Annotated in this window: 8 protein-coding genes; 2 read left to right on the top strand and 6 right to left on the bottom strand. The window is 61.2% G+C overall.

The window, feature by feature from the left end:
- Positions 1-77: 77 nt before the first annotated feature.
- From mtnC to aroC, 5 genes are read right to left on the bottom strand one after another with little or no spacing between them, the layout of a single operon-like run.
- Positions 78-761 carry an acireductone synthase gene (gene mtnC, locus KGB28_RS11065; protein WP_223444922.1) on the bottom strand — a complete coding sequence of 228 codons (684 nt, stop codon included), beginning with the start codon at positions 759-761 and terminating at the stop codon, positions 78-80.
- A gap of 4 nt (positions 762-765) precedes the next feature.
- Positions 766-1,311 carry a 1,2-dihydroxy-3-keto-5-methylthiopentene dioxygenase gene (locus KGB28_RS11060; protein ID WP_223444920.1) on the bottom strand — a complete coding sequence of 182 codons (546 nt, stop codon included), beginning with the start codon at positions 1,309-1,311 and terminating at the stop codon, positions 766-768.
- A gap of 20 nt (positions 1,312-1,331) precedes the next feature.
- Positions 1,332-1,952 carry a methylthioribulose 1-phosphate dehydratase gene (locus tag KGB28_RS11055; RefSeq protein ID WP_046042950.1) on the bottom strand — a complete coding sequence of 207 codons (621 nt, stop codon included), beginning with the start codon at positions 1,950-1,952 and terminating at the stop codon, positions 1,332-1,334.
- Complete coding sequence (locus KGB28_RS11050) at positions 1,949-3,100, bottom strand: MFS transporter (protein WP_223444917.1); 1,152 nt, start codon at positions 3,098-3,100, stop codon at positions 1,949-1,951. The genes KGB28_RS11055 and KGB28_RS11050 overlap by 4 nt, the downstream gene beginning before the upstream one ends.
- A 29-nt stretch (positions 3,101-3,129) precedes the next feature.
- Positions 3,130-4,221 (bottom strand): chorismate synthase, encoded by a 1,092-nt coding sequence (gene aroC / locus KGB28_RS11045; protein WP_007974902.1) that lies wholly within the window; start codon positions 4,219-4,221, stop codon positions 3,130-3,132.
- Between the two features lie 83 nt (positions 4,222-4,304).
- Between aroC and KGB28_RS11040 the strand changes: the two genes are divergently transcribed.
- Positions 4,305-5,303 (top strand): alpha/beta hydrolase, encoded by a 999-nt coding sequence (locus KGB28_RS11040; protein WP_223444915.1) that lies wholly within the window; start codon positions 4,305-4,307, stop codon positions 5,301-5,303.
- 90 nt (positions 5,304-5,393) lie between these two features.
- Positions 5,394-6,185, top strand: coding sequence for a hypothetical protein (locus KGB28_RS11035; RefSeq protein WP_223444914.1), 792 nt, complete (start codon positions 5,394-5,396; stop codon positions 6,183-6,185).
- 124 nt (positions 6,186-6,309) lie between these two features.
- Here KGB28_RS11035 and prmB read toward each other — a convergent pair whose 3' ends face one another.
- Positions 6,310-7,218 carry a 50S ribosomal protein L3 N(5)-glutamine methyltransferase gene (prmB, locus tag KGB28_RS11030; RefSeq protein ID WP_150724600.1) on the bottom strand — a complete coding sequence of 303 codons (909 nt, stop codon included), beginning with the start codon at positions 7,216-7,218 and terminating at the stop codon, positions 6,310-6,312.
- Positions 7,219-7,339 lie beyond the last annotated feature (121 nt).

Here is a 7,339-nt window from a genome sequence, read left to right as displayed (position 1 = left end):
CGTCGTATCAGTCAACATCAACGTTGAATGACACACCGCTTTCGCGAGCAAGCCCGCTCCCACAGGTTTTGTGGCGTTTAGAAATTAGCAGGATCGATCCGCGCAAAGCTGTCGACCGTGACATGCCCTGCCAGTTCGCCGCCCTCACGAGCCAGCCCGCACGTGGCCATCCCCGCCGTGCGCGCCGCGTCGAGTTCTTCGACGATGTCCGACAGAAACAGAATCTGCCCCGCCTCAAGGTTGATCGCCTGGGTGATGTTGGCGTAGGACTGCGCCTCGCGCTTGGGTCCTGAAGTGGTGTCGAAGTAACCACTGAACAACGGTGTCAAATCCCCCGCCTCCGAGCAGCCGAAGATCAACCGCTGGGCCTGGATCGAACCGGACGAGTAAACAAACAGTTGAAAGCCGTCCTGATGCCAGCGCTTGAGCGCTTCAACGGCGTCCGGGTACACGTGCCCCTTTAACTGCCCGGCCTGATAGCCCTGCTCCCAGACCATGCCCTGCAACGCTTTCAACGGCGTGGCCTTGCGGTCTTCAGCGATCCAGCCCAACAGGATCTCGATGACCCGCTCGACGTCGGCGTTCGGTTCGTTGCTGTCGCGGCGCACGGCAGCCAGTTGCTCCGCCACGTCGGCGCGTTCGGCATGCTGACGGACAAACGCCGGCAAGTGTTTGGCGGCATAGGGAAACAGCACGTCGAACACAAAACTCACCGCGCTGGTGGTGCCTTCGATGTCGGTGAGAATCGCTTTGATCGGCATCGACTCAGTCCTCCAGGCGCGGGAATTGGTTGGCGATGTCTTCGCCGGTGAAGTTGGCCACCCAGCCTTCCGGGTTGTTGAACAGGCGGATCGCGACGAAATGCGGATGTTCGCCCATGTCGAACCAGTGCTTGGTTCCGGCCGGCACCGAGATCAGGTCGTTTTTCTCGCACAGCACCGCGTAGACGTAGTCGTCGATGTGCAGGGTAAACAGGCCACGGCCGGCGACGAAAAATCGTACTTCATCTTCGCCGTGGCGATGTTCGTCGAGGAACTTGGCACGCAGTTCGGCTTTTTGCGGGTGATCGCTGTTGAGGCTGATCACGTCGACAGTGACATAACCGCGCTCGGTCATCAGCTGGTCGATTTGCACCTGGTAGGCGGCAATCACTTCATCCTGACTGGCGCCCGGCTGGATCTTCGCCGCCGCTTGCCAACGGTCAAAACGCACGCCCTGCTCGGCCAGGGTCGAGGCGATGTCTTCGAAATGGGTCAGTACCTTGTTGGGGATTTCAGGGCTGGAGACGTGATAGACGGACAGGCTGCTCATCAGGGCAACTCCTTAACGGTTCATGCTTTAAAGAGCGAGCGCACCTTCAACTCGCACTCGAACAAAAATTCAAAGGCCTCGATCTGCCGCAGGGCATCGCTCATGCGCGCGCCCCAGGTGTACAGGCCATGACCACGGATCAGGTAGCCGACGCAATCGGGATGGGCGTCCAGCCAAGGCTGCACCTTGGCGGCCAGGCGCGCAATGTCCTGGTCGTTGTCGAAAATCGGCACGCGCACCCGGGATTCGTGGGTCGTCACACCGCTGAAGGCCTTTTGCAGTTCGTAGTCTTCGAACTCGATGAAGTCTTGCGGCGTCAGGCGCGACAGCACGGTGGCGTTCACCGAGTGGGTGTGCAGCACCGCACCGATCTCCGGGCGCCAGGTGTAGAGCTGGGTGTGCAGCAGGGTTTCGGCGGACGGCTTTTTGCCTGGTTCAAGGCTGTTGCCCGACAGGTCGGTGGCCAACACGTCGTCCATGCCCAGTTGCCCCTTGTGCTTGCCGGACACGGTCAGCAAGGCTTCGGTCGGCGACAGGCGGGTCGAGTAATTGCTGCTGGTGGCCGGCGACCAGCCGCGACCATACAGAAAACGCCCGGCGTCGATGATTTCCTGGGCGAGTTGTTCACGGGTAAGGCTCATGGCCTGTCCTCTTGCATACGTGTGGCAATGATAACGGCAGCCGCGACGGCTGCGAGACTGGCAATACTAAATGTCCATGCCGCGCCTAGGGCATTCCAGCTGTAGCCGGAATACAACGCGCCCAACGCACCGCCGGTGCCGGCCAACGCGGCATACAGCGCCTGGCCCTGGCCTTGCTGGCGCGCACCGAAGCTACGTTGCACGAATGAAATGGCAGCGGCGTGAAAGCTGCCGAACGTCGCCGCGTGCAACACCTGGGCAAACAGCAATACCCAAAGGAATTCGGCCAACGACCCGAGCAGTAACCAGCGCAGCGCCGCCAGCAGAAAACTCGCCATCAGCACCCGGCGCAGGGAAAACCGCGCGAGGATCTTGCTCATGGCCAAGAACATCAAAACTTCAGCGACCACGCCGACCGCCCAGAGCATGCCGATCACGCCCCGGCTGTAACCCAGGTGCTCAAGGTGCAAGGTCAGGAACGTGTAATACGGCCCGTGGCTCATCTGCATCAGCGCCACGCAGCCGTAAAACGCCAACACACCGGGGTTGCGCAGTTGCTGGAGAAATCCCTCCCCGGTCAACCGTTCACCCTGAATCGGTTGCGCGTTAGGCACCCACAAACTGCTGACCACGATGCCGGCCAGGATCAGCACCAGCGCCGCCGGGTAGATGTCCAGGCTCAGCCATTCGAACAAACGGCCCAGCGCGACCACGGTGATGATGAAACCGATCGAGCCCCACAGGCGAATCTGGCTGTAGCGTGAGGTCTGCCCTTGCAAGTGCGCCAGGGTGATGACTTCGAACTGCGGCAACACCGCGTGCCAGAAGAACGCATGCAAAGCCATGACCATCGCCAGCCAGGCGTAGGTTTTGCTGACGAAAATCAGCGAAAAGGTCAGCAGCGTGCACACCGCGCCAAAGCGCACGATGGCCAGTCGCCGACCGGTGTAGTCACCCAGCCAGCCCCAGATGTTCGGCGCCACGCAGCGCATCAGCATCGGGATCGCCACCAACTCGCCGATGCGCGCGGCGCTGAAACCCAGGTGATCGAAGTACAGCGCCAGAAACGGCGCTGTCGAACCGAGCAAGGCGAAATAGAACAGATAGAAACTGGAGAGCCGCCAGTACGGGAGCGCCGCTGCCGCCATCAGACGGCAGCGACCATGAAGTCAGCCATTTACAGCTGACCCAGCACCGGCGTGCTCACACGCACATCGGCGTTCTGCCCACGGTGGCGCAGCAGGTGATCCATCAGCACGATGGCCATCATCGCCTCGGCAATCGGCGTGGCGCGGATGCCCACGCACGGATCGTGACGGCCCTTGGTGATCACTTCCACCGGGTTGCCATGGATGTCGATGGAACGGCCCGGCGTGGTGATGCTCGACGTCGGCTTCAGCGCCAGGTGCGCAACGATGGGCTGACCGGAGGAAATGCCGCCGAGAATGCCGCCAGCGTTGTTGCTGAGGAAACCTTCCGGGGTCATTTCATCGCGGTGTTCGGTGCCACGCTGGGCAACGCTGGCGAAACCGGCGCCGATTTCCACACCCTTGACCGCGTTGATGCTCATCAGCGCATGGGCCAGTTCGGCGTCGAGGCGGTCGAAGATCGGCTCGCCCAGGCCCGGCATCACGCCTTCGGCGACCACGGTGATTTTCGCGCCAACCGAATCCTGGTCGCGGCGCAGCTGGTCCATGTAGGCTTCCAGTTCCGGCACCTTGTCCGGGTCCGGGCTGAAGAAGGCATTCTGCTCGACCGATTCCCAGGTCTTGAACGGGATTTCAATCGGCCCCAGCTGGCTCATGTAGCCGCGAATGACGATGCCCTGGCTGGCCAGGTATTTTTTTGCAATCGCACCGGCCGCGACGCGCATCGCGGTTTCCCGGGCCGAGCTGCGACCGCCGCCGCGGTAGTCGCGCTCGCCGTACTTGTGGTGGTAGGTGTAGTCGGCATGGGCCGGGCGGAACAGGTCCTTGATCGCCGAGTAGTCCTTGGACTTCTGGTCGGTGTTGCGGATCAGCAGGCCGATGGCGCAACCGGTGGTGCGGCCTTCGAACACGCCGGAGAGGATTTCGACTTCGTCGGCTTCCTGGCGCTGGGTGGTGTGGCGGCTGGTGCCGGGCTTGCGGCGGTCCAGGTCACGCTGCAGATCCTCCAGGGATATCTCCAGCCCCGGCGGGCAGCCATCGACAATGGCGACCAACGCCGGGCCATGGCTTTCGCCCGCGGTGGTGACAGTGAACAGCTTGCCGTAGGTATTGCCGGACATGCAGGACGCTCCGTGAAATGAACCTGAATACGTAATGCGCGCCAGTATACGCAGGCTACCCAAGTAGTTCATCCTCGAACCTTATGGGTGCCCGTGAGTCCAACCGGCATCTTCTTGATGATGGCGCGATGATGCTGCGAGTTCTAGCCTTGAGCCTTACCCTGATTTCCGGCTTCGCCCAGGCGACTGTCCTGCAACGACCGATCACATTGGATACCGGCACCGGCGAGCTTTTCGGCTCGCTGTTGCTGCCAAAATCCGACAATCCGGTGCCGGTTGTGCTGATCATTTCCGGCTCCGGTCCTACGGATCGTGACGGAAACAACACCGATGGCGGGCGCAATGACAGCCTCAAGCGCCTGGCCTGGGTGCTGGCCAAACACAACATCGCCAGCGTGCGTTACGACAAGCGCGGCGTGGCCGCAAGCCTGGCGGCGACCCCGGATGAACGCAATCTGACGGTGGAAGCCTACGTGGCCGACGCCCAGGCCTGGGGCCGCAAGCTCAAGACCGATCCGCGTTTCGGCCAACTGATCGTGCTGGGTCACAGCGAAGGCGCCTTGATCGCCAGCCTCGCTGCGCCGGACATCGATGCCGACGCGGTGATTTCTGTCTCGGGTAGCGCAAGGCCGGTGGATCAGGTCATTCGCGAGCAACTGGGCAATCGCCTGCCGCCACCGCTGATGCTGCGTAGCAATGAACTGCTCGACAGCCTCAAGGCCGGGAAAACCGACGACAATGTGCCGCCACCCTTGCAGGTGATTTTCCGCCCGAGCGTGCAGCCTTACCTGATTTCCCTGTTCCGCCAGGACCCGGCCGCAGCGTTTGCCAGGCTGAAGATGCCGGCGCTGATCATCCAGGGCAGCAACGACATCCAGGTCGGCGTCAATGACGCAAGGCTGCTCAAGGCAGCCAAACCGGACGCCGAACTGGCCTTGATCGAGGGCATGAACCACGTCATGCGCATTGTGCCCAACGACGTCAAACGCCAACTGGCCTCCTATAAAGACCCGCAGTTGCCCCTGGCGGCGGAACTGGGCACGCGAATCCTCGGCTTTATTGACGGACTTCGCACCAGTTAACCCCTCCAGTCCTGGGAAAAACGGCCGATAAGCCTTTGTCGCCAGCACATTGGCTGGCGACAAGCTGAGCTTGGACAGGATCTCGCCGTTATGACTGACACCCAGACTTCACCCGACACCAGCGCTGAAAAAGACGCACCGCCAGCGGTCGAGCTGCCCTGGGCGGACGTCCACGTCGAGCACCACAAGATGCTCCGTCTGGCGCCGTTGCAGACTGACCGCAACACCGGCGGGCGCCCGTTGCGCTTTGTCGAATCAGGCTATGCCGAACGCAACGACAAGGAACGCAGCCTGATGCGCATGAGCATCACCCTGCCCGGCCAGCGCGTACGCAAGGAACAGAATCATCTGGACGTGTGGGTCGATCACGCGGAAAAACGCGTGCATTTCGGCCCGCAAAGCGGTTTGCAGGTTGAACCGCTGAACCGTGGCATTGGCCGCTACATGGCGGCCCAAGGCATCAACTGGGCGAAGAAGCGCTGGCCGACCTACACCGTCGACGGCTTTGACCTGAACAACAAGGATGCACTGAACGAAGACACCCGCCTGCGCCGAGATCATTTTTTGCGCGTGCACGGTTTCGACGTGGTGTATGCCGATGCCCAGCATTTGAAAGGCAGCGTCAAGGCGGTCAAGGTCGGCGACCTGTCTGGTGACTGGAACAGCGAAAAACTGCAGGTTGTGGAGATTCTCGAGGCGGCGCAGATGCTCCAGCAAGCCGAGCAGAACCTGGCCGAGCAGGAAGTCAAACTCAAGAAACACGAAGAGAAAGTCAGCAAGTACAAACGCGAAGACGCCGGGCTGCGATTCACCATCACCTGCCTGGTGGCGTTTGCGGTGTTTCAGGCGGGGTTGTTGATCTGGATTGCCACGCACCGCTGAAGGCATGAGACCGAGTCGCAGCCATTCGCGGGCAAGCCCGCTCCCACAGGATTTGTATCGTACCTAAATGATGCGGCACACACTGAACCTGTGGGAGCGGGCTTGCCCGCGAAGCTTTTAGAGGTCAAACGCGAGAAGCGAACAACGCCTGATGCTCACGGCATTGCTGCGCGCTGAGCATGAACACACCATGTCCGCCACGCTCGAACTCCAGCCAGGCGAAGTCGACTTCCGGGTACAACGCCTCGACGTGCACCTGGCTGTTGCCCACTTCGACAATCAGCAAGCCCTTCTCGGTCAGATGATCCGCCGCTTCGGCGAGCATGCGCCGCACCAGGTTCAAACCGTCATCACCGCAGGCCAGGCCCAGTTCCGGTTCGTGCTGGTATTCGTCCGGCATGTCGGCGAAATCTTCCGCATCGACGTAGGGCGGGTTCGACACGATCAGGTCGAAACGCTGACCCGGCAAGCCTTCGAAACCGTCGCCCTGCACCGTGTACACACGCTCATCGACACCATGGCGCTCGATGTTCTGATTGGCCACTTCCAGTGCTTCGAACGACAGGTCCGCCAACACCACCTCGGCATGCTGGAACTCGTAGGCGCAGGCGATGCCGATGCAACCGGAACCGGTGCACAGGTCGAGAATCCGCGCAGGCTCGGTAGCCAGCCACGGGGTAAAGCGGTTTTCGATCAACTCGCCGATGGGTGAACGCGGGATCAGCACACGCTCGTCGACGATGAACGACATGCCACAGAACCAGGCCTCGCCCAGCAGATACGCGGTAGGCACCCGATCTTCGATGCGGCGCTTGAGCAAAAGCTGCAGGTGAACCACTTCGTCTTCTTCCAGATTGCAGTCGAGGTAGCTGTCGGCGATTTCCCACGGCAGGTGCAGCGCGCCCAACACCAATTGCCGGGCTTCGTCCCAGGCGTTGTCAGTGCCATGGCCGAAAAACAGATCCTCCCCATGGAAGCGGCTGACGGCCCAACGGATATGGTCACGCAGGGTGCGAAGGCGGGAAGTGATCACGACGGCAAACTCCAGAAAAATCGACGGGCGATTCTACCAGTCAAACGACGTCACGACGACGCGGGAAACTACCGATTCAAATGTAGGAGTTATCCATTTTTTCGCCAGGCTATTGAACAAA

This window comes from Pseudomonas sp. BF-R-19 (assembly GCF_019956445.1).
Lineage (GTDB): Bacteria > Pseudomonadota > Gammaproteobacteria > Pseudomonadales > Pseudomonadaceae > Aquipseudomonas > Aquipseudomonas fluorescens_BH.
Note: the sequence above shows the minus strand (reverse complement) of the source record. Positions and strands in the feature narration are given on the sequence as shown.

Coding starts and splice junctions, on each gene's coding strand:
- mtnC (WP_223444922.1), bottom strand. CDS start 761: ATGCCGATCAAAGCGATTCTCACCGACATCGAAGGCACCACCAGCGCG.
- KGB28_RS11060 (WP_223444920.1), bottom strand. CDS start 1,311: ATGAGCAGCCTGTCCGTCTATCACGTCTCCAGCCCTGAAATCCCCAAC.
- KGB28_RS11055 (WP_046042950.1), bottom strand. CDS start 1,952: ATGAGCCTTACCCGTGAACAACTCGCCCAGGAAATCATCGACGCCGGG.
- KGB28_RS11050 (WP_223444917.1), bottom strand. CDS start 3,100: ATGGCGGCAGCGGCGCTCCCGTACTGGCGGCTCTCCAGTTTCTATCTG.
- aroC (WP_007974902.1), bottom strand. CDS start 4,221: ATGTCCGGCAATACCTACGGCAAGCTGTTCACTGTCACCACCGCGGGC.
- KGB28_RS11040 (WP_223444915.1), top strand. CDS start 4,305: ATGGGTGCCCGTGAGTCCAACCGGCATCTTCTTGATGATGGCGCGATG.
- KGB28_RS11035 (WP_223444914.1), top strand. CDS start 5,394: ATGACTGACACCCAGACTTCACCCGACACCAGCGCTGAAAAAGACGCA.